This window comes from Terrabacter sp. FW104-15G4B, from assembly GCF_058790095.1.
Map to the genome: position 1 here is coordinate 39,540 of NZ_JBYTCI010000023.1, position 26,039 is coordinate 65,578.

24 protein-coding genes and 1 tRNA gene are annotated in these 26,039 nt (G+C 70.9%); 3 read left to right on the forward strand and 22 right to left on the reverse strand.

The genetic code is table 11. From position 1 onward, the window contains the following. Window positions 1-40: 40 nt before the first annotated feature. The 13 genes from AC3WRT_RS16045 to ald form a co-directional block, all read right to left on the reverse strand. A complete protein-coding gene (locus tag AC3WRT_RS16045; RefSeq protein WP_492723666.1) occupies window positions 41-682 on the reverse strand; it encodes a response regulator in 642 nt (213 codons plus the stop codon). A gap of 5 nt (window positions 683-687) precedes the next feature. Then, on the reverse strand, window positions 688-1,260 hold the full coding sequence (locus AC3WRT_RS16050) for a sensor histidine kinase (RefSeq protein WP_492723668.1): 573 nt from the start codon (window positions 1,258-1,260) through the stop codon (window positions 688-690). Window positions 1,261-1,843: 583 nt separating this feature from the next. Next, window positions 1,844-1,917, reverse strand: a tRNA-Pro gene (locus AC3WRT_RS16055). Between the two features lie 84 nt (window positions 1,918-2,001). Beyond that, window positions 2,002-3,504, reverse strand: coding sequence for a ribosome biogenesis GTPase Der (gene der, locus AC3WRT_RS16060; RefSeq protein WP_492723670.1), 1,503 nt, complete (start codon window positions 3,502-3,504; stop codon window positions 2,002-2,004). Between the two features lie 12 nt (window positions 3,505-3,516). Continuing rightward, window positions 3,517-4,182 (reverse strand): lysophospholipid acyltransferase family protein, encoded by a 666-nt coding sequence (locus tag AC3WRT_RS16065; protein ID WP_492723671.1) that lies wholly within the window; start codon window positions 4,180-4,182, stop codon window positions 3,517-3,519. Then, window positions 4,179-4,886 carry a (d)CMP kinase gene (cmk, locus tag AC3WRT_RS16070; protein ID WP_492723676.1) on the reverse strand — a complete coding sequence of 236 codons (708 nt, stop codon included), beginning with the start codon at window positions 4,884-4,886 and terminating at the stop codon, window positions 4,179-4,181. Before cmk ends, AC3WRT_RS16065 begins: the two co-directional genes overlap by 4 nt. 58 nt (window positions 4,887-4,944) lie before the next feature. Next, window positions 4,945-6,027, reverse strand: a complete 1,083-nt coding sequence (locus AC3WRT_RS16075) for a prephenate dehydrogenase (protein WP_492723678.1) — start codon at window positions 6,025-6,027, stop codon at window positions 4,945-4,947. Between the two features lie 46 nt (window positions 6,028-6,073). After that, window positions 6,074-7,009 (reverse strand): pseudouridine synthase, encoded by a 936-nt coding sequence (locus AC3WRT_RS16080; protein ID WP_492723680.1) that lies wholly within the window; start codon window positions 7,007-7,009, stop codon window positions 6,074-6,076. After that, window positions 7,006-7,662, reverse strand: coding sequence for an SMC-Scp complex subunit ScpB (gene scpB / locus AC3WRT_RS16085; RefSeq protein WP_492723682.1), 657 nt, complete (start codon window positions 7,660-7,662; stop codon window positions 7,006-7,008). Before scpB ends, AC3WRT_RS16080 begins: the two co-directional genes overlap by 4 nt. Beyond that, window positions 7,655-8,737 (reverse strand): segregation and condensation protein A, encoded by a 1,083-nt coding sequence (locus AC3WRT_RS16090; RefSeq protein WP_492723684.1) that lies wholly within the window; start codon window positions 8,735-8,737, stop codon window positions 7,655-7,657. Before AC3WRT_RS16090 ends, scpB begins: the two co-directional genes overlap by 8 nt. Window positions 8,738-8,751: 14 nt before the next feature. Then, complete coding sequence (locus AC3WRT_RS16095; RefSeq protein WP_492723710.1) at window positions 8,752-9,645, reverse strand: ParA family protein; 894 nt, start codon at window positions 9,643-9,645, stop codon at window positions 8,752-8,754. 147 nt (window positions 9,646-9,792) lie between these two features. Further along, complete coding sequence (xerD, locus tag AC3WRT_RS16100; RefSeq protein ID WP_492723712.1) at window positions 9,793-10,869, reverse strand: site-specific tyrosine recombinase XerD; 1,077 nt, start codon at window positions 10,867-10,869, stop codon at window positions 9,793-9,795. Further along, window positions 10,788-11,903: an alanine dehydrogenase gene (gene ald / locus AC3WRT_RS16105; protein ID WP_492723686.1), complete on the reverse strand. Its 1,116-nt coding sequence runs from the start codon at window positions 11,901-11,903 to the stop codon at window positions 10,788-10,790. Before ald ends, xerD begins: the two co-directional genes overlap by 82 nt. A 192-nt stretch (window positions 11,904-12,095) precedes the next feature. Between ald and AC3WRT_RS16110 the strand changes: the two genes are divergently transcribed. Continuing rightward, window positions 12,096-12,707 carry a hypothetical protein gene (locus AC3WRT_RS16110; RefSeq protein ID WP_492723688.1) on the forward strand — a complete coding sequence of 204 codons (612 nt, stop codon included), beginning with the start codon at window positions 12,096-12,098 and terminating at the stop codon, window positions 12,705-12,707. 30 nt (window positions 12,708-12,737) lie between these two features. Here the strand turns inward: AC3WRT_RS16110 and hisS are convergent, their stop codons facing one another. Both hisS and AC3WRT_RS16120 read right to left on the reverse strand, forming a co-directional pair. Next, the gene (gene hisS / locus AC3WRT_RS16115; RefSeq protein WP_492723690.1) at window positions 12,738-14,096 is read right to left on the reverse strand and encodes a histidine--tRNA ligase; all 1,359 of its coding nucleotides are present in this window, start codon (window positions 14,094-14,096) and stop codon (window positions 12,738-12,740) included. Next, window positions 14,093-14,794, reverse strand: a complete 702-nt coding sequence (locus AC3WRT_RS16120; RefSeq protein WP_492723692.1) for an MBL fold metallo-hydrolase — start codon at window positions 14,792-14,794, stop codon at window positions 14,093-14,095. The genes hisS and AC3WRT_RS16120 overlap by 4 nt, the downstream gene beginning before the upstream one ends. Before the next feature lie 226 nt (window positions 14,795-15,020). Here AC3WRT_RS16120 and AC3WRT_RS16125 point away from each other — a divergent pair, with 226 nt between their 5' ends. After that, complete coding sequence (locus AC3WRT_RS16125) at window positions 15,021-15,875, forward strand: peptidylprolyl isomerase (protein WP_492723694.1); 855 nt, start codon at window positions 15,021-15,023, stop codon at window positions 15,873-15,875. Then, window positions 15,872-17,539 carry a DUF349 domain-containing protein gene (locus AC3WRT_RS16130; RefSeq protein WP_492723696.1) on the forward strand — a complete coding sequence of 556 codons (1,668 nt, stop codon included), beginning with the start codon at window positions 15,872-15,874 and terminating at the stop codon, window positions 17,537-17,539. Before AC3WRT_RS16125 ends, AC3WRT_RS16130 begins: the two co-directional genes overlap by 4 nt. A 97-nt stretch (window positions 17,540-17,636) precedes the next feature. Here the strand turns inward: AC3WRT_RS16130 and AC3WRT_RS16135 are convergent, their stop codons facing one another. From AC3WRT_RS16135 to ruvA, 7 genes are all read right to left on the reverse strand, one after another. Continuing rightward, complete coding sequence (locus AC3WRT_RS16135) at window positions 17,637-19,922, reverse strand: RelA/SpoT family protein (protein WP_492723698.1); 2,286 nt, start codon at window positions 19,920-19,922, stop codon at window positions 17,637-17,639. A 28-nt stretch (window positions 19,923-19,950) separates the two neighbouring features. Beyond that, entirely contained in the window at window positions 19,951-20,475 is a 525-nt protein-coding gene (locus tag AC3WRT_RS16140; protein WP_492723700.1) for an adenine phosphoribosyltransferase, read from the reverse strand. A 51-nt stretch (window positions 20,476-20,526) separates the two neighbouring features. Next, the gene (gene secF, locus AC3WRT_RS16145; RefSeq protein ID WP_492723702.1) at window positions 20,527-21,675 is read right to left on the reverse strand and encodes a protein translocase subunit SecF; all 1,149 of its coding nucleotides are present in this window, start codon (window positions 21,673-21,675) and stop codon (window positions 20,527-20,529) included. Then, window positions 21,672-23,627, reverse strand: coding sequence for a protein translocase subunit SecD (gene secD / locus AC3WRT_RS16150; RefSeq protein ID WP_492723704.1), 1,956 nt, complete (start codon window positions 23,625-23,627; stop codon window positions 21,672-21,674). The genes secF and secD overlap by 4 nt, the downstream gene beginning before the upstream one ends. A 7-nt stretch (window positions 23,628-23,634) precedes the next feature. Continuing rightward, a complete protein-coding gene (gene yajC / locus AC3WRT_RS16155) occupies window positions 23,635-23,991 on the reverse strand; it encodes a preprotein translocase subunit YajC (RefSeq protein ID WP_492723706.1) in 357 nt (118 codons plus the stop codon). Between the two features lie 234 nt (window positions 23,992-24,225). Continuing rightward, window positions 24,226-25,416, reverse strand: a complete 1,191-nt coding sequence (gene ruvB / locus AC3WRT_RS16160; RefSeq protein WP_492723708.1) for a Holliday junction branch migration DNA helicase RuvB — start codon at window positions 25,414-25,416, stop codon at window positions 24,226-24,228. After that, complete coding sequence (gene ruvA / locus AC3WRT_RS16165) at window positions 25,413-26,015, reverse strand: Holliday junction branch migration protein RuvA (RefSeq protein WP_492723714.1); 603 nt, start codon at window positions 26,013-26,015, stop codon at window positions 25,413-25,415. The genes ruvB and ruvA overlap by 4 nt, the downstream gene beginning before the upstream one ends. Between the last annotated feature and the right edge of the window lie 24 nt (window positions 26,016-26,039).

A 26,039-nucleotide genomic window follows, 5' to 3' on the forward strand; every position in this document is an offset into this window, starting at 1 on the left:
GGCGAGGTTCGGGTGGCGTGCACCTACCCCGCGACGTACGTCACGAGCGCAGCCGCGCCGGCCAGATCTCGGAGCTTCCGTGGTCGGCAAGGAGGGCCGCTGCCTCCAGGCGTGAGTGCACCCCGAGCTTGGCGAGAAGGTTCTGCACGTGGGTACGCGCCGTGCTGCTGCGGACGCCGAGCTGTCGGGCGATCTGCTGCGTTGTCAGACCGCGCGTGATGCAGCGCAGCACATCCCACTCCCGGTCGGTGAGGAACCGGAGCGCCCACAGCGGGTCGTGCGTGGACGGTGGCAGGAACGCGCGCTGCAGCAGCGTGGCCTCCACCGCGACCTGCCCCTCCGTCGCCCGGTCGAGCATGACGCAGATCTGGTCGACCGACATCGACTTGCAGAGGAAGCCGGCCGCGCCGAGCGAGAGCGCTCCGACGACGGCCTGGGGGTCGGCCGTCGCCGAGAAGACGACGACCTTGGTGCCCCGGTTCTCACCGGTCATGGCCTCCAGCGCCTTGAGGCTCGTGCCTCCTGGGAAGTGCAGGTCCAGCAGGCACACGTCAGGAGCGTGCTGCGCCACTGCCGAGACCGCCTCGTCCGGAGTCAGGGCCAGCGCCACAACCTCGTGCCCGCGGGCCACGAGCGAGGCTCCCAGCGCCTCGAGCAACAGGCGATGGTCATCGCACACCACGATTCTCATCGTGCGTCGACCCGTGCGACCAAGGGCAGCTCCACGGTGGCGACGGCACCACCGCCGACGCCGTTCTCGAGCCGCAGTCGCCCGCCGCACTGCTCGAGGACGCTCCCCACGGTGACCAGGCCGATGGAGTGCTGCGGCGCGAGGCCACCCAACCCCGGTCCGTTGTCGGCGACGGCCAATACCGCGAACGAGCCGCCGGCGCGGACTGACACGCCCACACTTCCGCGCGGGCCCGCGGCACGAGAGGCGTTGTCCAGCAGGCAGATCACCGCCCGTACGAGAGCGACGCGCGGGGCGAGGACGGGAACCGGACCGTCGACGTCGAGCCTGACGCCGGAGGAGACGACGGGAGTGCAGCAGGAGACCGCGTACCTGGTGACGTCCGCCAGGTCGAGCAGCTCCTGCTCGGCTCCGCGTCCACCGGACAGGACGGAGCCCACGAGCTCGGTCAGCCACGCGACCTCGTGGAGGATGCCCGCCAGGCGTTCCTCGCTGGGAGGGACGTGGCTGTCGGCGAGCATCCGGATCGCGGTGAGCGGCTGGATGAGGTCATGGCAGAGTGCGCGCATCGCGACATCCTCGGGCGGACGACGCGAGCGCACGTGCTCGTGCTGGATCGGTGCAACCACCCCCGCCGGCGTACGGCGACGGCTGACACTCAACTTCGAAACTGACATGCATCCCCCCCGGATGACTGCCTAGATACTCAGAACGACGCCCCGGACGTGGATCGCACCCTCTCGAACAGTGACGCCCCAGCGCCGCTCACCGGTTGGCGGCGGGCCGCCCAGGCACACGGCTCTGTTCTCACTGTCATCCGTCAGGTCCGAACGTCGTAGGAGCGCGAGCCACACATTCCCCCCGGACAGTCGTGACTCGACATGAAATCAACGTGAGGGAGTCGGCGCGCTCCCCTCGTTTTCACGTTAACACCGGGCTTGCGCGGATGACCCGGAATGGGTGATCAGAACTGAATCTCCCTGCCCCAAAAGGACATACGAGACAACTCCGACGGCGATCGCACCGGACAGCCGTACCAGCCGGAGGAGGGCGAGGGGCTCGGAACCCGGTTGTGGGAGCGATCCCGTGAAAGAGACGGCGGAGGCGGCCTCGGATGACTCCGAGACCGCCTCTGACCTGCGATTTCATCGGTCGGGCTGACAGGATTTGAACCTGCGACCCCTTGACCCCCAGTCAAGTGCGCTACCAAGCTGCGCCACAGCCCGATGCCCGGCGGGGCGAAAGGAACATTAGCGCACCGGGTGCCGCCGGTCCCAATCGGCCCCCGGGGCGCCGCTGTCCGCCTCGGATCAGCGCTTGCTGCGCTTCTCGCGCACCCGCACCGAGACCTCGATGGGCGTGCCCTCGAAGCCGAACTGCTCGCGCAGGCGACGCTCGATGAAGCGGCGGTAGCCGGCCTCGATGAAGCCCGACGCGAAGATGACGAACCGGGGCGGACGCGTCGAGGCCTGGGTCGCGAAGAGGATGCGCGGCTGCTTGCCACCCCGAAGCGGGTGCGGGTGGGCCGCCACGATCTCGCCGAGGAAGGCGTTGAGGCGGCCAGTCGGGACGCGGGTGTCCCAGGACTCGAGTGCCGTCTCGATCGCCGGCACGAGGCGGTCCATGTGGCGGCCGGTGCGGGCCGAGATGTTGGCCCGGGGCGCCCAGGGCACCTGCACGAGCTCCTTCTCGATCTCGCGCTCGAGGTAGTAGCGGCGCTCCTCGTCGAGCTGGTCCCACTTGTTGTAGGCGATGACGAGGGCTCGGCCGGAGTCGATGACCTGCTGGACGACCCGGATGTCCTGCTCGGCGATCGGCTCCTGGGCGTCGATGAGCACGACGGCCACCTCGGCCTTCTCGAGGGCGGTCTGGGTCCGCAGCGACGCGTAGAAGTCGGCGCCGCGGCTCTGGTGCACCCGGCGGCGGATACCGGCCGTGTCCACGAAGCGCCACGTCGTGCCACCGAGCTCGATGAGCTCGTCGACAGGGTCGCGGGTGGTTCCGGCGACGTTGTCGACGACGACCCGCTCGGAGCCCGCCAGCCGGTTGAGCAGGCTGGACTTGCCGACGTTGGGCCTGCCGACGAGCGCGACGCGTCGGGGTCCGCCCTGGGCGTATGCGCCATGGGCCGACACGTCAGGCAGCACCTCGAGGACGGCATCGAGAGCGTCACCGCTCCCCCGGCCGTGCGCGGCTGACACGGGGAAGGGCTCGCCGAGCCCGAGGCTCCAGAGCATGGCTGCGTCGGCCTCGCCGCGCTGGTCGTCGACCTTGTTGGCGACGAGCACGACCGGCTTGCCCGAGCGGCGCAGCAGCTTGACGACTGCCTCGTCGTCGTCGGTCGCACCGACGGTGGCGTCGACGACGAACATGACGACGTCGGCGAGGTCGATGGCGATCTCGGCCTGTTCGGCCACGCGCAGGTGGATGCCCGTGGCGTCGGCCTCCCAACCGCCGGTGTCGACGATGGTGAACCGGCGACCGCCCCATTCGGCCTCGTAGGAGACGCGGTCACGGGTGACACCGGGCACGTCCTCGACGACGGCCTCACGGCGGCGGAGGATGCGGTTGACCAGACTCGACTTGCCGACGTTGGGGCGGCCGACGACGGCCACGACCGGCAGCGGGCCCTGCGTCGCGTCGTCGCCGGCGCGTGGCCCCTGGGCGTCGAGGAGCGCCTGGTCCTCCGGGCTCAGCTCGAAGTCGTCGAGCCCGGCGCGCAGCGCGCGCTCCACGGCGGCGTCGTCGACAGCCGGGTCAGGGGTCGAGATCGGAGCGCCCTCGTCGATGGGGCGGGCGGTCTCGTCAGTCACGGTGTCCTCGAATCAGTGAACGTCTGTTGAGCGACCATTCTCCACCCGCGAGCGGCGTACGTGTGACGCGAGGGCGTCGCGCAGCTGGTCGCTCGCCAGCCGGAGGCGATCCCGGCCCGTTACGGAGGCGTCGACGGCGAGGCGGAACGGCTCGCCGAAGTCGACGAACAGCCGCGACCGCAACGGTGGCCACGCGTCCTTGCCCGCACCGGGTGGGCGCGTCCCTGCAACCGCGACGGGGACGACGAGGGCCCTTGTGCGCAGAGCGATCCAGGCCGCGCCGCTGTTGACCTGCTGGACCTCCCCGTCGCCGCGGTTGCCCTCGGGGAAGATTCCGACCGCTCCTCCGGACTCGAGCACAGCGGTGGCGGCGGCCAGCGCGGCCCGGTCACCGACAGTCCGGTCGACCGGGATCTGTCCGACGTTGCGGATGGTCCAGCCCCAGAAGCCGGAGAAGGCCTCCTGCTTGACGAGGAAGCTGACGGGCCGGGGGCTGAGGCCGAAGACGAGCGGGCCGTCGAGGAAACCCGAGTGGTTGGCGACGAGGACGACCGGCCCGGTCAGGGGCACGTGCTCCGGGTGCCGGGCCGTGCCTCGATAGAAGGTGGTGAAGATGGCCCTGCCGATCTGGCGGCCGACCCTGGCCCGGTTCGGATGGGGCGCGACCCCGTCGCTCACGCGCGCGCCGCCTCGACCACCTGCAGCACGGCGTCCACGGAGCCCTGGAAGTCGAGGTGCGAGGTGTCCAGGGTCGTCACGCCGTCGGCTGCCACCGTGAACTGCGAGACCGCGGAGTCGGCCTTGTCGCGGTCGACGATCTGTGAGCGGGTGGCGGCGACGGCCGCGGCGTCGACCGCGCCGTGCAGCTCCTGCGAGCGGCGGGCCAGCCGTGCCTCCTCCGAGGCGGTCAGCAGGATGCGGACCGGGGCGTCGGGGGCCACCACGGTCGTGATGTCGCGTCCCTCCGCGACGACGCCTCCCCTGGCCTCGGCGGCCTCCGAGATGAGCCGGCGCTGCAGCACGCGCAGGATCTCGCGCACCGGGATGACGGCGGCGACGGCCGAGACGTTGGTCGAGATCCCCGTCTCGCGGATGGCCGACGCCACGTCGATCCCGTCGACCTCGACCGTCGGCGCGTCGGGGTCGGTGCCGATGGTGAGCGGGAAGCTTTGTGCCGCAAGGGTGATCGCTTCGGAATCGTTGAGGTCGACTCCCTCGTGCAGGCACCACCAGGTGAGCGCGCGGTACATGGCGCCCGTGTCGAGGTAGCCGTAGCCGAGCGTCCGGGCCACCTGCTTGCTGACGCTTGACTTGCCTGACCCGGAGGGGCCGTCCACCGCGACGACGAAGCCGGACAGATGGTCCTCGGGGGTCTCAGGCATGCGCACGAGGATAGTGCCTCCCGGACACGCCCCTGGCGCCCGTCCGGCCGCGCGGGCCTCAGTCGTGGACGCGCCAGCCGAGCCGCGCCAGCTCGGCGCGCAGTGGCTCCACCGAGGCTGGCACGACCGAGACCTCGGCGACGCCGACCGCCTGCCCGAGACCGTGCTCGAGGTGGAGGTCCTCGAGGTTGATGCCCGCGTTCCCGATGTCGGTCAGGAGCCGGGCGAGGGAGCCCGCCTCGTCGGGGACGACGACCGAGACGGTGTCGTATGCCGTGGGCGCGGCGCCGTGCTTGCCCGGGATCCGTGCGTGGCCGAGGTTGCCGGCCTCGAGGACCTGGCTCAGGGTGCCGAGGGAGCCTTCGCCGTCGGAGTCGACCAGCGCGTCCAGCGCCCGGAGGACGTCCTCGACCTGGTGGCGGACGTGGCGCAGGACGTCGCGTACGGCGGGCGCGTTGGCAGCGAGGATCTGGGTCCAGAGCCGCGGGTCGCTGGCGGCGATCCGGGTCACGTCGCGCAGGCCCTGTCCCGCCAGGCCCACGGCGGACTCGGGGAGCTCCCGCAGGCACGCGGCGACGATGCTGGCCGCGAGCTGGGGCACGTGGGAGACGGCGGCGACGGCCTCGTCGTGCTCGTGCGCCGGCATGGTGCGGACCGCCGAGCCGACGGCGAGGGCGAGCTCGCGCACGAGCCGGACCGCGGCCTCCGTGGAGGCCTCGTGCGGCACGACGACCCAGGCGCGGCCGTCGAAGAGGTCGGCGCGGGCTGCGGCCGCCCCTGAGCGTTCCCGGCCCGCCATGGGATGGGACCCGACGTAGCGACTCGCGTCGGCACCGGAGTCGAGCACGACGCGTAGCACCGACTCCTTGACCGAGGCGACGTCGGTCACGACCGCGTCGGGCCAGCGGGTGAGCGCGTCGACGACGGCCCGCGCCGCCACGTCGGGCGGGGCGGCGACGACCACGACATCGGGCACGCCGGTGTGCTCGTCCGCGACCTCGCCGGCGCGAAGGTCCCTGGCCAGGCGGACCGCGGTCGGTGAAGGGTCGTCCAGCGAGACGTGAAAACCGCTCTGGGACAGGGCGATTCCCAGGCTGGTGCCGATCAGGCCGGCGCCGAGGATACGGACGCGCGTGGTCACCGCGTCAGCGTAGCGAGCGGGGCGGCTTCCACCGCGCACGTCCGCATCACAGACCAGCAGCCTTGTAGAGGGCGCCGATCTCGGCCTTGTTGAGGCGGCGGGTGCGGCCCGACTTGAGGTCGGCGAGCCGGATGGGACCGACCTCGGTGCGCACGAGCTCGAGCACCGGGTGCCCGACGGCCTCGAGCATCCGGCGCACCACGTGCTTGCGGCCCTCGTGGAGCACGACCTCGACCATGGCCTTGCCGGGCTGGTGGTCGACGATGCGGAACGAGTCGACGCTCACGGGCCCGTCCTCGAGCTCCACCCCCTCGCGCAGGCGCTTGCCGACGTCACGCTGCACGGGGCCGCGGATGGTGGCGACGTAGGTCTTGAGCACGCCGTATGCCGGGTGCTGCAGCCGGTGGGCCAGGTCACCGTCGTTCGTGAGCAGCAGCAGGCCCTCGGTGTCGGCGTCGAGGCGACCCACGTGGAAGAGCCGCTCCTCGCGGTTGCCGACGTAGTCAGCCAGCGAGATCCGCCCCAGCTCGTCGTGCATCGTCGTGACGACGCCCTTGGGCTTGTTGAAGGCGAGGTAGACGCGGTCGTCGTCGAGGTTGACCCGGACACCGTCGACGTGGACGACCTGGCTGCGTGGGTTGATGCGCACCCCGAGCTCGGTGACGACCTGTCCGTCGACCTGCACCCGTCCCTGCTCGATGAGGTTCTCGCAGACGCGCCGGGAGCCGACACCGCCGGCGGCCATGAGCTTCTGCAGGCGCACGCCGTCGGGGTCGTGGACGTCGACCTCGGGCGCGGTCCTGCGCTCGGGCAGCTTGGTGGGCTGGCTGGCCTTGGTGGACCCGGCGAAGCGGGCGCCCGCCGACTTGCCGCCGCTCTTGCCGCTGCTCTTGCCGCCGGCGACCGGACGGCCGGTGCGGCCCTTGGCGCCGACCGACCCCTTCTTGCGCGGCTGGCGGGGTGACCTGGAGTAGTCGCTCATGCGTGTCCTTCCTCGATGAGCTCGTCGATGACGTCGACGTCCGGCAGGTAGGGCGCCAACGCCGGGAGGTCGTCGAGTGACGACAGTCCCATGCGCTGCAGGAAGTACGGCGTCGTGCGGTAGAGCATCGCACCGCTCTCGCCGACGTCCTCGACCTCCTCGATGAGCCCGCGCGACGTCAGCGTGCGCACGACGCCGTCGACGTTGACCCCGCGCACAGCGCTGACGCGCGCGCGGGAGACCGGTTGGCGGTAGGCGATCACGGCGAGCGTCTCGAGCGAGGCCTGCGTGAGCTTGGCCTGCTGGCCGTCGAGGACGAACTTCTCGACGACGGGTGCGAAGTCGGAGCGGCTGTAGACGCGCCACCCGCCCGCGACGCTGCGCAGGGTGAAACCGCGCTGCGCGGCGGCATACTCCTCCTCGAGCCCGTGCAGGTGCTCGCGCACGTCGTCCACGGGCAGCTCGAGCGCCGAAGCCAGGGCGACCTCGGTCACCGGCTCGTCGACGACCATGAGCACCGCCTCGAGGGCCGAGCGCGCTCCGCCCGGGAAGTCGTTGATGTCGAAGGCGATCTGCTCGTCGGCACCCTCGCGGTCGTCGAGCAGCTCCGGCTCGATGCTCGCGTCGGGCCCCTGCGCCGACTGGTCACTCATCGTCTGCTCCTGTCCGTGCGGTGGCGTCGCCACCCGTCTCTGCGGGCGTGGCCAGATCGTCCGACTCGTCCCCGTCCGGCCCGTCCGCCCCGTCCGCGTCGTCGAACTCGTCGAACTCGTCGTCGATGGCGACGTCCCCGGCGTCGGCGCCGGTCCAGCGGATGTCGAGCTCGCCCAGCGCCTCGGCCTGCTCGAAGGCGATGGCGGCCTCCTTGAACAGCTCGAGCAGCGCGAGGAAGCGGGCCACGATGACGAGGGTGCTGTCGGCGTCGGCGACCAGGCTGCGGAAGGAGACCTGGCCGCGGTGGCGCAGGCGCCCCACGATGATGGCCGCCTGCTCGCGCACACTGACCTGCGGGGCGTGGAGGTGCTCCAGGCCCACGGTGGGCGCGACCTTGGGTGTCATGGCCCGCGCTGCGATCCTGGCGAACTGCTCGGGGGTGATGGCGATGACGAGCTCCGGCAGCAGGCGGGCGAACTCCGGCTCGAGACCCGCCTGGCGCGGCGTGATGCGCCCGGCGGTGGCCATCCGGTCGCGGAAGGTGGCGGCGATCTCCTTGTAGGCGCGGTACTGAAGCAGCCGCGCGAAGAGCAGGTCGCGGGCCTCGATCAGGGCGAGGTCCTCGTCGTCCTGCGCCCCGGACTGCGGCAGCAGCCTCGAGGCCTTCAGGTCGAGCAGCGTGGCGGCGATGAGGAGGAACTCCGAGGCCTGCCCGAGGTCCCAGTCGCTCTCGGCCGCCTGGGCGGCCTTGATGTGGGCGACGAACTCGTCGGTGACCTTCGCGAGGGCGACCTCGGTGATGTCGAGCTTGTGCTTGCTGATGAGGCCGAGGAGAAGGTCGAACGGCCCCGAGAAGACGTCGAGGTGGACCTCGAAGGGCGCCGAGGACCGACGCGTGATCACGCCACCGGGGGTCAGCTCGGCCGGAGCGGGCTGGACGACATCGGCGAGAGCGTCGGGAAGGGCCTCGGTAAAGGCCTCGGTAAGGGCCTCGGGACCGGCGTCGGTGACGGCGCCGCCGGCGCCGGCGTCCGCCTCGAGCGCAGGGCGCCGGACGGTGTCCTGCTCGGTCATCACGTCACGACGGATCAGGCCGCGCCGCCGCGCGCGATGAGCTCGCGGGCGAGCTGGCGGTAGGCGTTGGCACCGGAGTGCTCGGACGAGTAGGAGGTGATCGGCTCGGCGGCCAGCGTCGCGTCGGGGAACTTCACCGTGCGACTGATCACCGTGTGGAAGACCTGGTCGCCGAAGTGGTCGACGACCGACCGGACGACCTCACGGCTGTGCAGGGTGCGGCCGTCGTACATCGTGGCGAGGATGCCGTCGACCTGCAGGCGCGGGTTGAGCCGGTCGGTGATCTTGTCGATCGTGTCGACGAGCAGTGCGACGCCGCGCATGGCGAAGTACTCGCACTCGAGCGGGATGATGACGCCGTGTGCGGCCGTCAGCGCGTTGACCGTCAGCAGGCCCAGGGACGGCTGGCAGTCGATGAGGACGACGTCGTACTGGTCGGCCACGGGCCGCAGGACGCGCGCGAGGATCTGCTCGCGGGCGACCTCCCCGACGAGCTGCACCTCGGCTGCCGACAGGTCGATGTTGGCCGGCACGAGGTCGAGCCCTGGCGTGCGCGTCTGCTGGATGACGTCGTGGATCTCGTGGCCGCGCTCGACGAGGAGGTTGTAGATCGTCGTGTCCAGCTCCTGGGCGTTGACCCCGAGTCCGACCGAGAGGGCCCCCTGGGGGTCGAAGTCGATGACGAGCACCTTGCGACCGAGCTCGGCCAGGGCCGCACCCAGGTTGATCGTCGTGGTCGTCTTGCCGACGCCACCCTTCTGGTTGCACATCGCGATGATGCGCGCGGGGCCGTGGCTCGTGAGCGGCGCAGGGTGCGGGAAGTCGGGAAGGGGGCGGCCGGTGGGCCCCATGGCGCCGGCACCGGCGGACTCGGTACCCGGGAGCTGCTCGACCCGGGGGGCGGCCATGAGGGGACTGTGGCGCCGCTGGTCGAGGTCCTCGGTCTGCACGGACTCCATGGTGTCGTGTGACTCCTCGTTCACCGGGTCTTCCACTCCGCTCGGCCGTGCCCTGAGATGCTGCGGTCAGCCTCGCGCTGATCACGTGTGACCTTATCAGCGGGCACGGGGGTGGGCGCCCGCATAGACCTCGCGAAGGCGGTGCACCGACACCATCGTGTAGATCTGGGTCGTGGTGACCGAGGCGTGGCCCAGCAGCTCCTGGACCACCCTCACGTCGGCGCCGCCGTCGAGCAGGTGGGTGGCGAAGGAGTGCCGCAGGGTGTGCGGCGAGACGTGCCCGGAGAGCCCGGCCCGCTCGGCCGCCCGCCGGATGACCGCCCACGCCGACTGGCGCGAGAGCCGGTCGCCGCGCTGGTTGAGGAAGAGGGCCGGACCGCCGTGTCCGTGCGTGGCGAGGGCCGGTCGGCCCCGGACGAGGTATGCCGTCACAGCCTCCACCGCGTAGCGCCCCACCGGGACGACGCGTTCCTTGCCCCCCTTCCCGCGCAGGCGCACGGAGGCCACGACCCCGCGGGCAGGACCGTCGCCGGCGCCGTGGCCGGGGCTCCTTTCCGTGGTCGCGGTGTCGAGGTCGTCGACGTCCAGGCCGACCGCCTCGCTGATCCGGGCACCGATGCCGTAGAGGATCTCCAGCAGGGCGCGGTCGCGTAGCGACTCGGGCGTGTCGCCGACCGATGCGGCGGCGAGCAGGCGCTCGACCGACTCGACCGGGATCGCCTTGGGCAGGCGGGCGGGCGGCTTGGGCGGGGCGACGTTGGCGGCCGGGTCACCGGCCACCTCGCCCTCGAGCGCGAGGAAGCGGTGGAAGCCGCGGACGGCGACGAGGGTCCGCGCCGCCGAGGAGGCGGCCAGACCGCGGTCGCTCAGGGAGGCGAGGAAGTCGGTGACGTCCGACTCCCTGACGCGCCCGGCGTCGTCGATCCCCCTGCTTGCCAGGAAGCCGCAGTAGCCGCGCAGGTCACGCGCGTAGGACTTCAGGGTGTTGTCGGAGGCGCCCTTCTCGACCCGGACGTGGTCGAGCCACCCGCGGACGTCGCGCTCGAGACGCGAGAGCCGTGCCGCGGGTGGCTGGACGACGACCTGTTCGGTCAGGAGAGCGCCTCGTCGAGAGGGACGGACTGCATGCCGTGGGCCTCGGCGACGCCGGCGTAGGTGACGTGCCCGTCCCAGGTGTTGAGCCCGAGGCCGAGGGCGTGGTCGCCGCGCAGGGCGTCCCGCCATCCCTGGTTGGCCAGCTTCACGGCATACGGCAGGGTCGAGTTGGTCAGCGCGTAGGTCGAGGTGTTGGGCACCGCGCCCGGCATGTTGGCCACGCAGTAGAAGACGGACTCGTGCACGCGGTAGGTCGGGTCGGCGTGGGTGGTGGCGTGGCTGTCCTCGAAGCAGCCGCCTTGGTCGATCGCGATGTCGACGAGCACGGAGCCCGGCTTCATCTGCGACACCAGGTCGTTGGAGACGAGCTTGGGAGCGGCGGCACCCGGGATGAGGACCGCGCCGATGACCATGTCGGCCTGGAGCACCTGCTCCTGGACCGTCAGCCGCGACGAGGCCAGACCGTGGACGCGGTTGTCGTACCGCCAGAAAGACATCCGCAGCTTGTCGAGGTCGGTGTCGAGGAGGGTGACGTCGGCTCCCATGCCGAGGGCGATGTTCGCGGCGTTCTGGCCCGAGACGCCGGCGCCGAGGATGACGACCTTGGCGTTGGCCACACCGCCGACCCCACCCATCAGCACACCGCGGCCGCCCTGTGCCCGCATGAGCGCGTGGGCGCCCACCTGCGGCGCGAGGCAGCCGGCCACCTCGGACATCGGGTAGAGCAGCGGCAGGCCGCCCGAGGGCAGCTGGACGGTCTCGTAGGCGATCCCCGTGACCTTGCGTGCCATGAGCTCCTCCGTGAGGGGCTTGTCGGCGGCGAGGTGCAGGTAGGTGAAGAGGGTCAGGCCCTCACGCATGCGGTGGTACTCCTCGGCCACTGGCTCCTTGACCTTGAGCACCATCTCGGCCTCGCCCCAGACGTCGTCGGCCGAGCCGATGATGCGGGCCCCGGCTGCGACGTACTCGTCGTCGCTGATCTGTGAGCCCACCCCCGCGTCCTTCTCGACCAGGACCTCGTGACCGTGCTCGGTGAGCTCGTGGACGCCGGACGGGGTGATGGCCACCCGGTACTCGTGGTTCTTGACCTCGCGCGGGATGCCGACCTTCATGCGCAGCACTTCCTTGTCCGAGTTGCCCCGCCAGGGTTGGCCCGACGAGGGGTGACGACCGGTCGACTCTGACCGGCGGACCCACTCTAGCCACGGCGAGAGGGTGCCCTGGACAGGTCCGCCGAGTCCGTCCGGCGCGAGTCGGCGACCCGGGTGTCCTAGGTTGGGCTGCGACCACGACGGAGGGATGCCATGAAGCTCTATGCGGACACCCCGGCCCGCCGGACGCGACAGATCCTGGCGGACGTGCTCGTGCTCCTCTGGATCGGTCTGTGGGTGTATGCCGGCCGCCAGGCGCACGACACCGTCGCCCAGCTGCGCGCGCCTGCCGACTCGATCACCTCTGCCGGCCAGTCGGTCCACGGTGCGCTCACGGGTGCCGGGGACCAGGCCGGACAGCTGCCGCTCGTCGGCGACCAGCTGAAGACGTGGCTGACCCGGGCGGCCGGGTCCGGCACGACGCTGCAGACGGCGGGGACCTCGATGGCGGACACCGTCGACCGGATCGCCCTGGGACTCGGGCTCGCGACAGCTCTCGTGCCCATCCTGGTGGTGCTGGCCGTCTGGCTGTATCTGCGGGTTCGCTTCGTCCGCAACGCGCTCCAGTCCCAGCGCTTCATCGATGCGGGCGAGGACCTAGACCTGTTCGCGCTCCGCGCGATGGCGACCCAACCGATGCGGGCCCTCGCGCGGGTCTCGGACGACCCTGCCGGCGACTGGCGCCGTCAGGACCGCGAGGTCATCCGTCGCCTCGCGCTTCTCGAGCTGCGGGAGCAGGGCCTGCGGCCGCCACCCGGGGCGTGATGGTCCTCTGCGGTCCGGGCCGAAGGCGTCTCAGGAGTCGGTGCGCGAGATCTGTGGTGCGAGGTCGACCGCCGGCGGCATCCATGCATCGGCCGAGGCGGGCACCTGCTCGCCCGAGCGGATGTCCTTGACCTCGTCGCCGGAGTCTCCCGCGCCGGGGAACCAGACGTACGGGATGCCGCGGCGCTCGGCGTACCGGATCTGCTTGCCGAAGCGCGCCGCCGAGGGCGCGACCTCGCAGGCGATCCCCCGCCGACGGAGCGCCGTGGCCACCGCCACGGCGCCCTCGCGCGACTCGTCGTCGGTCAGGGCGACGAGGACGGCGGCGGGGGTGGCGCGCGATGCGGTCACGAGGCCGCGGCCGATGAGCAGGCCGAGGATCCGGGTCACGCCGATGGAGATGCCGACGCCGGGATAGGTGTTCCGGCCGTCGCTGGCCAGGGCGTCGTAGCGGCCCCCGGAGCAGAAGGAGCCCCACGACTCGTGCCCGACGAACTGGGTCTCGTAGACGGTGCCGGTGTAGTAGTCGAGGCCCCGCGCGATGCGCAGGTCGGCGACGAGCTTGCCCGGGGCGTGCGCCATCCCGGTGCGGATGACGTTGGCGAGCGACTGGAGACCCTCGTCGAGCAGAGGGTGCTGGACACCGAGGGCGCGGACCTGGTCGACGAAGCCCAGGTCGGCCGATCGGATCGCCGCGAGCGCGAGGCACTGGTCAGCCTGCTCGTTCGTCGTACCGGACTCCACGAGCAGCGCCTTGACCTTCTCGGGTCCGATCTTGTCCAGCTTGTCGACGATGCGCAGCGTCCCGATGACGTCCGTGATGCCGATGCCCTGGTAGAAGCCGTTGGGGATCTTGCGGTCGTTGACCTGGATGACGAACTCGCCGACCGGGAACCTGCTGAAGACGTCCGCGATGACGAGCGGCATCTCGGCCTCGAAGTGCGGCGAGAGCGCGCCCACGTCGACGACGTCGATGTCGGCCTGGGTGAACTCGCGGTAGCGCCCCTCCTGGGGTCGCTCACCGCGCCACGCCCTCTGGATCTGGTAGCGCCGGAACGGGAAGGCGAGCTTGCCGGCGTTCTCGAGCACGTAGCGGGCGAACGGCACGGTCATGTCGAAGTGCAGTCCCCAGCGGGCGTCGTCGTCGCTGCCACCGGCGAGGCGCGACACGGCGTAGATCTCCTTGTCGGCATCCTCGCCCTGCGAGCTCAGCCGGTCGATCGGCTCGATGGAGCGGGTCTCGATCGAGGAGAAGCCGTGCAGCTCGAAGGTCTCGCGGATGACGTCGAGGAAGCGCTGCTCGACGATGCGCTCGGACGGGAGGTACTCCGGGAAACCGCTGATCGGGGTGATCTTGCCGCCGGACTTCGGGGTGGGACGCGTGCTCACGCGGGCAAGTCTTTCAGGTAGGGGTTGGTGGCCCTCTCGTGGGCCATGGTCGTGGCCTGGTAGTGGCCGGGCAGCACGAGTGTCGTGTCGGGCAGTGGCAGCACGACGGTCCGCAGGCTTCGCTGCATCGCGGCCGGGTCGCCGCCGGGCAGGTCCGTGCGGCCGACCGACCCGGCGAAGAGCACGTCGCCGGTCACCATGGTGCGATCGACGTCGACCTGCTCACGGATGCCGTCGGGCACCCGGTCGATGCCGAACATGACCGACCCCTCCGTGTGGCCGGGCGCGTGGAGGACCTCGAACTCCATGCCGGCCAGCGTGAGTCGCGTGCCGTCGCCGATCTCGACGACGTTGGTCGGCTCACTCCACGTCGCGGCCGTGCCGAACTGCTGCTCGAACATGGCGATGAGCCCGGGATTGCTGCGCCCCAGGAGGTCGTGCAGGCGGTAGCGGTCGTCCGCGTGGATGTAGGCGGCCGTGTCCGACCCGCACACCGGCGTCACCGAGTAGACGTGGTCGACGTGGCCGTGCGTGAGCAGCACGGCCGCGGGCCGCAGCCGGTGCTCCGCCAGGATCTCGCGCAGCGTCTCCTCGACGCCGACGCCCGGGTCGACGACGACGCACTCCTCCCCCGCCTGCGGGGCGAGCACGTAGCAGTTCGTGTCGAACGCCTGGGCGGGGAACGCGATCGTCAGCACGCGAGGAGCCTACTGACGCCGACCTCGCGGAGCACGCGGCATACGCTCTCGGTGGGTCCGCGAGGACCACGGGTATGCCGTGCGCGCGCTTTCGGGCGCAATTCCGCGGGCCGGAGGGGAGATGTCACGGACTCGTGACCCGTCCCGCTGCGTGCGCACCGCAGTCGTTCCCTAAAATGACCGAACGCCCGGGGACAACCCATGTGGCCCGTACGAGGAGAGGTTCGTGACCAAAGAGCAGGAACGCGCACGTGCGCGCCGCCGCCACGAGGAGCACCAGAAGACCGCCAAGCCGCCGGTGAGCGACTCGACGCGCGACAAGCAGGTCTTCGGTGTGATCCTCGCGGTCATCCTCATCATCGCAGCCGTCATCGTCGTGCCCAAGCTCGTCGGCAGCTCCGACGAGGCCATCCCCGCGGCCGGATCCACCGCCGCGGCCAGTACGGCGACGAGCACCGCCAAGAGCAGCGGCGGTCTCGCCGCCGGTCAGAAGCTGGCGGCCGGGTGCACCGCTCCCCCGGCGCTGCAGACCACGCCGAAGCAGCAGAAGAAGGCCCCGGCCAAGTCGACCGCGGCCGGCAAGACCTTTGTCGCGACCGTCAAGACCAACTGCGGCAACCTCACCTTCGAGCTCGACGGCGCCAAGGCCCCCCAGACCGTGGCCTCGTTCCTCAACCTCGCCAAGACCGGCTACTGGGCCCCCAGCCCCTGCCACCGCGTCACGACCGAGGGCATCTACGTCCTCCAGTGCGGCGACCCGACCGGCACGGGGCAGGGCGGTCCCGGCTACACCTTCGGCATCGAGAACGCCCCGAAGGACGGGACGTACCCCACCGGCGTCCTCGCGATGGCTCGCACCCAGGACCCCAACAGCAACGGCGGCCAGTTCTTCATCACCTACAAGGAAACCAAGTTGCCCACCGACGGTGGCGGCTACACGATCTTCGGGAAGGTGACCAAGGGCCTCGACATCGTTGCGAAGATCGCTGCCAACAAGGCCCTGGCGCCCAGCCCGACGGACGGCACGCCCGTGTCCCCGATCAGCATCCTCAGCGTCAGCGTGACGGAGAAGAAGGCATGACCGACATCCACCAGCCCGAGCCTGACGAGACCACCGAGCCGGCCGAACCGACAGCGGCGCCAAGCGAGGACGCCGTCGCAGCGGTGACCCCGGCGGCAGAGGACGCGGCGGCCCTCGAGACCGCGGACGTGGTGCAGTCGGTGGCCTCGACCGAATCCGGTGACTCGACCTCGGCCGCCCAGGAGGACACTCCCTCCGAAGCCACGTCCGAGGAGAACGGCCCCGCGGAGGCTGCCCTCGAGGAGGCCCCCACGGCGGAGGAGGAGCCGGCTGTGCCGGCTCCGGCGGCGCCGTCCCCGGCCAGCATCCCGAAGCGGTCGGCCATCCCCACGCCGGCCGCGCTCGCCAAGGCCGTGCCGCACCCCACCGTGACGCCCGCAGCCCCGGCCCCGATCCTGACCGACCACTCGGCCTCCGCCGCGTTCGGGCGCGTGGACGAGAACGGCACCGTCTTCGTGCGCACCAAGGACGGCGAGGAGAAGGAGGTCGGCTCCTACCCGGGAGCCACGGACGAGGAGGCGCTCACCTACTTCGCCCGCAAGTACGACGAGCTGTATGCGTCGGCCGTCCTGCTCGAGCAGCGGCTGCCGCAACCGGAGGTGCCCTCCAAGGACGTCGCCGAAGCCCTGAAGACCCTTGCGGCGCAGGTGAAGGATGCCACCGTCGTCGGCGACCTCGATGCCCTGGCCACCAAGTTGGACGAGATCCAGTCGGGTCTCGCCGCCAAGCGCAACGTGGAGCAGCAGCACCGGGCCGAGGCCCGCGCCGCGGCGACCGCCGAGCGCGAGAAGATCGTGGCCGAGGCCGAGGAGATCGCCGGGCAGCCGGAGAACCGCATCCAGTGGAAGACCAGCGGCGCCCGTATGCGTGAGCTGCTGGACGAGTGGAAGGCGCACCAGCGTTCGGCCACCCGCCTGGACCGCGAGACCGAGTCGAACCTGTGGCAGCGCTTCAGCGCGGCCCGCAACGGCTTCGATAAGGCGCGCCGCAGCCACTTCGCCGGTCTCGACGCGCAGCATGCCGACGCGAAGGCCACCAAGGAGCGTCTCGTCGCCGAGGCGGAGAAGCTGTCTGCCAGCACGGACTGGGCCGCCACCGCAGGCGCCTTCAAGCGCCTGATGGACGAGTGGCGTCGGGCGGGGCGGGCCAGCCGGTCCGACGACGACAAGCTCTGGACGCGCTTCAAGGCAGCCCAGGACGCCTTCTTCGCGGCGAAGGACGAGGTCGTCGCTGCCGAGGAGGAGCAGTACCGCGGCAACCTGGTGGCCAAGGAGGCCCTGCTCGTCGAGGCGGAGGCGATCCTGCCGGTGACCGACCTCGAGAAGGCCAAGGCCCAGCTGCGTTCCGTCCAGGACAGGTGGGACGCCGCCGGCAAGGTCCCGCGCGCCGACATGGAGCGGGTGGAGAAGGCGATGCGCCGGGTCGAGCAGACGGTGCGCGACGCCGAGGACCGCAAGTGGAAGTCGAGCAACCCCGAGGTGGCCGCGCGAGCGCGCGCCATGGTGGACCAGCTCGAGCGCGCCGTCGCCGACTTGCAGGACGACCTCGCCAGGGCGGAGGCGTCGGGCAACGAGAGCAAGATCAGGAAGGCACGCGAGGCGCTCGAGGCGCGTCAGGTCTGGCTCGACCAGGCCCGGGCCGGCGTCGCCGAGTTCGGCGGCTGAGCCTCGCACGACGCGGGAAGGTGCCCACTCGACCGACACGTCGAGTGGGCACTTTCCGTCTCACCGTCGGGTGGGCACTTCGCCGCTGGGGATACGGCTACATCGTCGACTTGCCGCCGTTGACGCGGTAGACGTCGAAGACGCCGTCGATCCGGCGGACAGCCTTGATGACGTGGTCCAGATGGGCGGGATCGCCCATCTCGAACGTGAAGCGCGAGATCGCGACCCGGTCACGTGAGGTCTGCACCGACGCCGACAGGATGTTGACGTGCTGGTCGGACAGGACGCGCGTCACGTCGGACAGCAGGCGGTTGCGGTCCAGCGCCTCGACCTGCAGCTGGACGAGGAAGACGCTGGCCGAGCTCGGCGCCCACTCGACGTCGATCAGCCGCTCCGGGTTGGCCGTCAGCTGGTCGGCGTTGGTGCAGTCGACGCGGTGGACCGAGACACCGTTGCCGCGCGTCACGAAGCCGATGATCGGGTCGCCCGGCACCGGGGTACAGCACTTCGCGAGCTTGACCCAGACGTCGGCCGTGCCCACGACGACGACGCCGGGGTCGCCCGGGCGTCGCCTGCTCGCGGCGCGAGTCGGCACCGTGGCCTCCGCGAGGTCCTCGGTGGCTCCCTCGACCCCGCCCATCGACGCGACGACCTTGCCGACGACGTGCTGCGCGGACACGTGCCCCTCGCCCACGGCGGCATACAGCGCCTCGATGTCCTGGTAACGCAGGTCGGTCGCCACCGCGGTCATCGACTCGTGGCTCATCAGTCGCTGGAGCGGGAGGTTCTGCTTGCGCAGGGCCTTGGCGATGGCGTCCTTGCCGGCCTCGATCGCCTCCTCGCGGCGCTCCTTGGAGAACCACTGCTTGATCTTGTTGCGGGCTCGTGGGCTCTTGACGAACTGCAGCCAGTCGCGTGAGGGTCCCGCGCCGTCCGCCTTGGACGTGAGCACCTCGACGACGTCGCCGTTCTCGAGCGTCGACTCGAGGGGGACGAGGCGGCCGTTGACACGGGCACCGATGCAGTGGTGCCCCACCTCGGTGTGGACGGCATACGCGAAGTCGACGGGGGTGCCACCCACCGGCAGCGCGACGACGGAACCCTTGGGGGTGAAGACGTAGACCTCGCTGCTGCCCATCTCGAAGCGCAGCGAGTCGAGGAACTCGCCCGGGTCCTCGGTCTCGCGCTGCCAGTCGAGCAGCTGCCGCAGCCACGCCATGTCGTTCTGCGGCGTGATCTCGCCCGGGCGGGCGGGCCCACCGCCGTTGCTCTGGTCCTTGTACTTCCAGTGCGCGGCCACGCCGTACTCGGCCCGACGGTGCATCGTGTGCGTGCGGATCTGGATCTCGACCGGCTTGCCCTGGGGACCGATGACCGTCGTGTGCAGCGACTGGTACATGTTGAACTTCGGCATCGCGATGTAGTCCTTGAACCGGCCCGGGACGGGGTTCCACCTCGAGTGGAGGGCGCCCAGCGCCGCGTAGCAGTCACGCACCGTGTCGACGAGGACACGGACGGCGACGAGGTCGTAGATCTCCTCGAAGTCGCGGCCGCGCACGATCATCTTCTGGTACACGGAGTAGTAGTGCTTGGGGCGCCCAGTGACGGCCGCCTTGATCTTGGCGGCGGTGAGGTCCTCGGTGACCTGGCTGCGCACCCCGGCGAGGTACTCCTCGCGGGCCGGGGCGCGCTCTGCGACCAGGCGCACGATCTCGTCGTAGACCTTGGGGTAGAGCGTCGCGAACGAGAGGTCCTCGAGCTCCCACTTGATGGTGTTCATGCCGAGCCGGTGCGCGAGCGGAGCGTAGATCTCGAGCGTCTCGTTGGCCTTGCGCTTGGCCGACTCCGGGCTGACGTAGCGCCACGTGCGGGCGTTGTGCAGCCGGTCGGCGAGCTTGATGACGAGCACCCGGATGTCACGCGCCATCGCAATGACCATCTTGCGGACCGTCTCGGCCTGGGCGGCCTCCCCGTAGGTCACCTTGTCGAGCTTGGTGACGCCGTCGACGAGCATCGCGATCTCGTCGCCGAAGTCCCGCCGCAGCTCGTCGAGGCCGTATGCCGTGTCCTCGACCGTGTCGTGCAGCAGCGCAGCCGCAAGGGTCGGGGGCGTCATGCCGAGCTCGGCGAGGATCGTCGTGACCGCGAGCGGGTGCGTGATGTAGGCGTCGCCGCTCTTGCGCATCTGCCCGTCGTGCGCCCGCTCGGCGACGGCATACGCCCGCTCGATGACGGACAGGTCGGCCTTCGGGTGGTTCTGGCGGACGGCCGTCATGAGCGGCTCGAGCACCGGGTTGCCCGTCGGCCGCGTGGCCCCGAAGCGTGCGAAACGGGCGCGCACCCGCGATGGGGTGGACAGCTCGTTGCGGACGTCCTCGCTCATGAAAAGAGTCTAGGCGCTCGCCCGGTGGTCACACGGTCAGGATCGCGTTGACAGGGCGGTGCCCGAGACGCTTTCGCCCGTCGAGGAAGCCCAGCTCGAGCACCACCTCGATCGCGATCACCTGGGCCCCGGCCCGCTCCACGAGCAGGGCCGTCGCCTCGGCGGTGCCTCCGGTGGCCAGCACGTCGTCGATGACGAGAACCCGCTGGGCGGGCCCGAAGGCGTCGGTGTGCACCTCGACCTCAGCCGTGCCGTACTCGAGGGCGTACGACTCCTTGAGGGTCTCCCCCGGTAGCTTGCCGGCCTTACGGACCGGCACCATGCCGAGGCCCAGCTCGTAGGCCACGGCGGCGCCGAGGATGAAGCCGCGGGCCTCGATGCCGACGACGACGTCGACCTTCCCGGCATACCGGCTGGCGATGTCGCGCACGAGCTCGCCGAGGGCCGGCCCGTCGGCGATGAGGGGTGTGAAGTCCTTGAACATGACGCCCGGCTTGGGGAAGTCCGGGATGTCGCGCAGCCTGCTCGCGACGAGGTCACTGATCTGGCTCACGCCGTCTCTCCTCGGGTGGTCGAACGTGCGGTCGGGTGAGGCCGGCCGCCGTCAGCGGCGGGACTTCGGCGCGCGCCGCGGCTGGTTGCGCGGGCCTGCCTGGGCGTACTTGTGCACCGGACGGGGTGCACCCTCGACCGGAGCCGGCGCCTGGGTGGTGGCGCCCGTGGCGTCTGCCCCGACGACGGCCGGCTCCGGCGCATCGTCGGGAGCCACCGCGGCCTGCTTGACACCATGCCGCGCGACGTACTTGTCGAGCTCACGGACGGCCGGCTCGTTGCGACGCAGGTCGACGAGCAGCGGGGTCGCGATGAAGATCGAGGAGTACGCGCCGACCGCGATGCCGATGAAGAGCGCGAGGGACAGGTCGAGCAGCGTGCCGGGACCGAGCAGGGTGAATCCGACGAAGAGCACGGCGGCGATCGGCAGCAGGGCCACGACGGTCGTGTTGATCGAGCGGACGAGCGTCTGGTTGACGGCCAGGTTGGCGGCCGCCGAGTAGGTCGTCCTCTTGGTGCGGAAGGCCTCCGCGGTGTTCTCGCGGACCTTGTCGAAGACGACGACGGTGTCGTAGAGCGAGTAGCCGAGGATCGTCAGGAAGCCGATCATCGAGGACGGCGTGATCTCGAAGCCGAAGAGGGCATAGATCCCCACCGTGATGACGAGGTCGTGCAGCAGCGCCACGAGGCCGGCCAGGGCCATCTTCCACGTGCGGAAGTAGAGCGCCATGGTGATGGTCACGAGGACGAGGAACACGATCAGTCCTCGGATCGCCTGCTGGCTGACCGACTGTCCCCAGCTCGGGCCGATGAGGGAGGCGCTGACGGCGTTGCGGTTGACGCCGAACTGCTTGGCGAGGGCGGCACTCGCCTCGTCGGTGCGGTCGGAGGCGGCCTCGGACTGCACGCGGACGGTGTCCTGACCGACGATCGTGGAGATGACGTTGCCCTCGATGCCCGCCTGCGAGATGGCCGACTGCGCCTTCTCCTCGTAGCCCTGGCTGTTGGAGACGCCCTGGACACGGAACTCCGAGCCACCGCTGAACTCGATGCCGAAGTTGAGGCCCTTGACGAAGATGCCGACGAGGGCCAGCACGATGAGGACGCCCGAGACGGCGTACCACGTCTTCTGGCGCTTGATGAAGTCGATCGAGCGCTTGCCGGTGTAGAGGTCGTTGCCGACCTGCGAGAAGTTGATCATGCCTGGGCCTTCCCATCGGCGACGCGGGCCGAGCCCACGGTGGCGGGCGGGCGCTGGACGCCGGGTGCCCCGAACTGACCGCGGCCGCGGTAGCGGACCGACTCCTTGGCGCCGAGGCGCTGCGGGTCGAGGCCGGACCACTTGTGGCCGTTGCCGAAGAACTCCGTACGCGCCAGCAGCTGCACCGTCGGGTGCGTGAACAGCATGACGACGAGCAGGTCGATGAGAGTCGTGAGGCCCAGCGTGAAGGCAAAGCCCCGGACGTTGCTCGATGCGAGGAAGTAGAGCACGCCGGCCGCGATGAAGTTCACGCCGTCGGCCGCGATGATCGTGCGCCGGGCACGCTTCCAGCCCGTCTCGACGGCGGCCACGAGCGGCCGACCGTCGCGGACCTCGTCGCGGATGCGTTCGAAGTAGACGATGAAGCTGTCGGCCGTGACGCCGATGGCCACGATGAGGCCAGTGACGCCCGCCATGGTGAGGCGGAAGCCATGGGTCGTGCCGAGCACCGTCACGGCGAGGTAGGTGATGACTGACGCCACGACGAGCGAGGCGACGGTGACCAGGCCGAGCGCGCGGTACTGGAAGAGCGAGTAGACGACGACGAGCAGCAGTCCGATGAAGCCGGCGAGCAGGCCGATGCGCAGCTGCTCCTCACCCAGCTGGGGGGTGATGTTGTCCTGGGTCTGCAGGGCGAAGGAGATCGGCAGCGCGCCGAACTTCAGCTGCTCCGCGAGCTGCTTGGCGGAGTCGATGGTGAAGGAGCCGGTGATCGAGGCCCGGCCGTCGGTGATGACCGCACGAGCCTGCGGGGCCGTGATGACGGCCTTGTCCAGCACGACGGCGAACTGGTCGAACGGCGCCTGGGACTGGAGGCCGAAGAGGCGCTTGGTGACGGCGGCGAACTTGGCCTTGCCGGCGTCCTTGAACGACAGCGCGACCTCGACGATGGAGGTGGGCTGGCCGTTGGGTCCGGGCTGGAATCCGCTCGTCGCGTCGGCGATCTCGCTGCCGTCGATCTCGCTCGGCCCGAGGACGTACTTGGTCACGCGGTCCTCGCCACAGGTGGCTATGGGTTGCGCGGGGTCGTCCTGGACCTTGTCGACGGCGCCGGGGGCCGAGCAGTTGAGCGCGACGTACTGCTTGGCCACCTTCGCGGCGGCCTTGTCGGCCTTGGCCTTGTCCCAGCCGATGCCGACCAGGCCCTTGCTGGCCTGCGCCTTGATCGCGGCCTCGGTCTCGGCAGGCGTCGGTGCAGGCGCGCCGGCCGTGCCGGTGGGGGCAGGCGTCGCGGTGGCGGAAGGCGTGGTCGCCTTGCCTGTCGCCTTGCCTGTCGCCTTGCCTGTCGCCGTGCCCGTCGCCTTGACGGTGGGGGCCGTCGTGGCCGCGCGCAGCGCGTCGGGGACGACGCCGTTCTGCGCGGTGGCGGAGGTGGAGGGGGTCGCACTGCTGCCCGACTTCGAGGTGGCCTTGGGCGTGGCCGTGCCGGTCGCGGTGCCGGACGGGGTGGCCGTGCCGCTGGGGGTGGCACTCGGGCTGGCCTGGCTCGCGTTGGCGTCGAGCGCCTGGACGTAGACGGCGCGGAAGCGGAGCTGCGACGGCTTCTTCAGGGCGTCGAGCTGCTCTTTGCTCGGCTGCCCGGGGATCGCGACGACGATGCTTCGGCCGCCCTGCGTGGTGATCTCGGCCTCGGAGACACCGTTGGCGTCGATGCGCTGGCGGATGATGTCGACGGCGCGGTTGACCTGGCCCTCGCTGATCGTCTCGGTGCCGGTGAGCTGCGGCTGGAGCACGAGCTCCGTGCCGCCCTCGAGGTCGAGGCCGAGGCGGGGCGTCATCGACCCGTCGCCCCACTTCGTCAGGCCGGCCGCGAGGGCGCCGAGGCCGAGGATGACGACGATGAGCGCGAGGAGGCTGCGTCTCGCCGACTTCTTGGTGGAGCTGCGTGCCACGAAACCCTCACTGACCGTTCTGCTGGGAGTCCGGGGTGCTTCCCGGTGCGTCGGGCGAGACGTCGGTGGCCGCTGCAGGGCTCGTCGCGTCGGTGGATGCGGCGTCGGACTGCTTCATGGCGACGGCGCGACGGTCGAAGCGGACGGTCGTGCCCTCCGCGATCTCGAGCCAGGCGCTGCTGTCGTCGAGGTGCTTGACGGTGCCGTACAGGCCCGAGGAGGTGACGACGCGGTCACCGACGGAGAGCGCCGAGCTGAAGTTCCGCATCTGCTTCATCCGCTTGTTCTGGGTGAAGAACAGCCAGCCCAGCAGCAGCAGGGGCAGCGCGAAAATCAGCAACGAGAAGGTCCCGTTGTTGTTCATGTCAGCTCAGTCCTTCGTGTCTTCGTCCGGTCGTCGCACACGCGCGCCACGACCCGTCGTGCGGGGTCGGATGTCGCGTCAACGACCGGAGGCACCGGATGGTGCCGCGGCAGCGGCGGTGGTGCCCGCAGGAGTCTACGGGGGCCGCTGCAGTTTGTCAGACCGCACCAGGGCGTTTCGCCGCCCGCGCGGGTCACGTTTCGGCTGCACTTCGCGACTTTCGTCGAGGCCGCGTCAGGCGTCGAAGCGGCCTCCGCCGGCCTCGTCGAGGGGCAGGGTGGCGGTCCAGAGCGCCTGCGACTCGAGGGGCGGGGTGAGCCCGAGGTGCTCCCAGGCGAGGCTCGAGGCAGCGCGGCCCCGCGGGGTACGCACCATGAAGCCCTCGCGCACGAGATAGGGCTCGGCCACGGTTTCGACGGTGTCGGGCTCCTCACCGACGGCGACCGCGAGCGTGGACAGGCCCACCGGGCCGCCGTTGAAGCGCCGGCACAGGGCCTCGAGCACGGCGCGGTCGAGCCGGTCGAGGCCGCGTTCGTCGACGTCGAACAGCTCGAGCGCCTGCCGCGCCGCTGAGTGGCTGACGTGGCCGTTCCCATGCACCTGGGCCCAGTCACGGACCCGGCGCAGCAGCCGGTTGGCGATGCGGGGGGTGCCGCGTGAGCGCAGCGAGATCTCACGGATGCCGTCCTCGTCAGCGTCGAGCCCGAGCAGGCGGGCCGAGCGGTGCAGGATCGTCACGAGGTCGGCTGCGGCGTAGTAGTCGAGGTGCCCGGTGAAGCCGAAGCGGTCGCGCAGGGGCGCCGGCAGCAGGCCGGCGCGGGTCGTGGCGCCCACCACCGTGAAGGGCGGCAGCTCGAGCGGGATCGCAGTGGCGCCGGGACCCTTGCCGATGATGACGTCGACGCGGAAGTCCTCCATGGCGAGGTAGAGCATCTCCTCGGCCGAGCGCGACATCCGGTGGATCTCGTCGAGGAAGAGCACCTCCCCCTCCGAGAGTGACGAGAGCACCGATGCGAGGTCGCCGGCGTGCTGGATCGCCGGGCCGGAGGTGATGCGGATGGGCTGCTCGAGCTCGCCGGCCACGATCATCGCGAGGGTCGTCTTGCCGAGCCCCGGCGGTCCGGAGAGCAACACGTGGTCAGGCGGCGTGCCGCGACGCTTGGCGGCCTTGAGCACGAGTCCGAGCTGGTCGCGTACGCGCGTCTGCCCCGGGAAGTCGTCGAGGCGCTTGGGCCGCAGCGCCGCCTCGACCTGCCGCTCGTCGGTGTCGCCTGCGGCGTCGACGATGCGGGCCGTCGCGTCGAAGGAGCCGTCGTCCCAGACGGCCGCCCCGGACTCGGAGCCGGACTCGGAGCCGGACTCGGAGCCGGACTCGGAGCCGGACTCGGAGCCGGGCTCGGAGCGCCGTGTGCGCTCGACGCTCATCGGCCGAGCTCCTGCAGGGCCGCCCGCAGCAGCGCGGAGACGCCGGCGCCGTCGGCCGCCAGTGGCGCCACCTTGTCGAGCGCCTCGTCGGCCTGGCGCGTAGTCCACCCGAGGCCGACGAGAGCCTCGCGGACCTGCTCGCGCCACGCCTCGCCGGTGTCGAGGCGGACCGGGTCGTTCTGCCCGACCGAGCCGGGCAGAGCGCCGAGCTTGTCCTTGAGCTCGAGGACCATGCGTTCGGCGCCCTTCCTGCCGATCCCGGGGACCTTGGTCAGCGCGACGAGGTCGCCGGTGCCCAGGGCCACGCGGACGGCGTCGGGCGAGTGCACCGCGAGGACGGCGAGGGCCAGGCGCGGACCGACGCCCGTGACGGTCTGCACCGTCTCGAAGACGTGCTTCTCGTCGTCGGTGGCGAAGCCGTAGAGGGTCAGCGAGTCCTCGCGGACCACGAGGCTCGTGGCGAGCTCGGTGGGCTGCCCCAGCCGGACGGAGGTAGCCGTCGCCGGGGTCGTGTGGACGAGCATCCCGACCCCGCCGACGCCGACGACGACGGAGTCGAGGCCGACCTTGAGGACGGTGCCGGAGAGCGAGGCGATCATCGGGGTTGGGCTCCAGGGTTGGGG

Coding starts and splice junctions, on each gene's coding strand:
- AC3WRT_RS16050 (WP_492723668.1), bottom strand. CDS start 1,260: ATGCGCGCACTCTGCCATGACCTCATCCAGCCGCTCACCGCGATCCGG.
- cmk (WP_492723676.1), bottom strand. CDS start 4,886: ATGCCTGAGACCCCCGAGGACCATCTGTCCGGCTTCGTCGTCGCGGTG.
- AC3WRT_RS16080 (WP_492723680.1), bottom strand. CDS start 7,009: ATGAGCGACTACTCCAGGTCACCCCGCCAGCCGCGCAAGAAGGGGTCG.
- scpB (WP_492723682.1), bottom strand. CDS start 7,662: ATGAGTGACCAGTCGGCGCAGGGGCCCGACGCGAGCATCGAGCCGGAG.
- AC3WRT_RS16090 (WP_492723684.1), bottom strand. CDS start 8,737: ATGACCGAGCAGGACACCGTCCGGCGCCCTGCGCTCGAGGCGGACGCC.
- AC3WRT_RS16095 (WP_492723710.1), bottom strand. CDS start 9,645: ATGGCCGCCCCCCGGGTCGAGCAGCTCCCGGGTACCGAGTCCGCCGGT.
- ald (WP_492723686.1), bottom strand. CDS start 11,903: ATGAAGGTCGGCATCCCGCGCGAGGTCAAGAACCACGAGTACCGGGTG.
- AC3WRT_RS16110 (WP_492723688.1), top strand. CDS start 12,096: ATGAAGCTCTATGCGGACACCCCGGCCCGCCGGACGCGACAGATCCTG.
- AC3WRT_RS16130 (WP_492723696.1), top strand. CDS start 15,872: ATGACCGACATCCACCAGCCCGAGCCTGACGAGACCACCGAGCCGGCC.
- AC3WRT_RS16135 (WP_492723698.1), bottom strand. CDS start 19,922: ATGAGCGAGGACGTCCGCAACGAGCTGTCCACCCCATCGCGGGTGCGC.
- secF (WP_492723702.1), bottom strand. CDS start 21,675: ATGATCAACTTCTCGCAGGTCGGCAACGACCTCTACACCGGCAAGCGC.
- yajC (WP_492723706.1), bottom strand. CDS start 23,991: ATGAACAACAACGGGACCTTCTCGTTGCTGATTTTCGCGCTGCCCCTG.
- ruvB (WP_492723708.1), bottom strand. CDS start 25,416: ATGAGCGTCGAGCGCACACGGCGCTCCGAGCCCGGCTCCGAGTCCGGC.
- ruvA (WP_492723714.1), bottom strand. CDS start 26,015: ATGATCGCCTCGCTCTCCGGCACCGTCCTCAAGGTCGGCCTCGACTCC.